This is a genomic window from Pseudomonas sp. 05N432 (assembly GCF_056396945.1).
In genome coordinates this window covers 1-420 of record NZ_JBFTMM010000096.1, presented here as the reverse complement: position 1 = coordinate 420, position 420 = coordinate 1, and the positions used below count along the sequence as shown (strand labels likewise).

Genomic DNA, 420 nt, shown 5'->3' with positions numbered 1-420 from the left:
ATGAGATCTCACTGGGACCTTGAGTCCCCTGAAGGGCCGTCGAAGACTACGACGTTGATAGGTTGGGTGTGTAAGCGCTGTGAGGCGTTGAGCTAACCAATACTAATTGCCCGTGAGGCTTGACCATATAACACCCAAGCAATCTGCATGCTTCGAGAGAAGAACCAGATTGCGGTGTGTGAAGACGAAACGAACCGAAAGTTCGAGCTGCTCACAAAACACCCGACTGTCACATACCCAATTTGCTGAAGCGAGACCCACTGGTCACGAYTCAGTACCCGAATTTCTTGACGACCATAGAGCATTGGAACCACCTGATCCCATCCCGAACTCAGCAGTGAAACGATGCATCGCCGATGGTAGTGTGGGGTTTCCCCATGTGAGAGTAGGTCATCGTCAAGATTAAATTCCGAAACCCCA

Annotated in this window: 2 rRNA genes; both read left to right on the top strand. The window is 50.6% G+C overall.

The annotated features are described in order from the left end of the window. Positions 1-127, top strand: a 23S ribosomal RNA gene (locus AC1DHT_RS29410); the annotation flags it as partial. 159 nt (positions 128-286) lie between these two features. After that, positions 287-402, top strand: a 5S ribosomal RNA gene (rrf, locus tag AC1DHT_RS29405). The last annotated feature ends 18 nt before the right edge of the window (positions 403-420 follow it).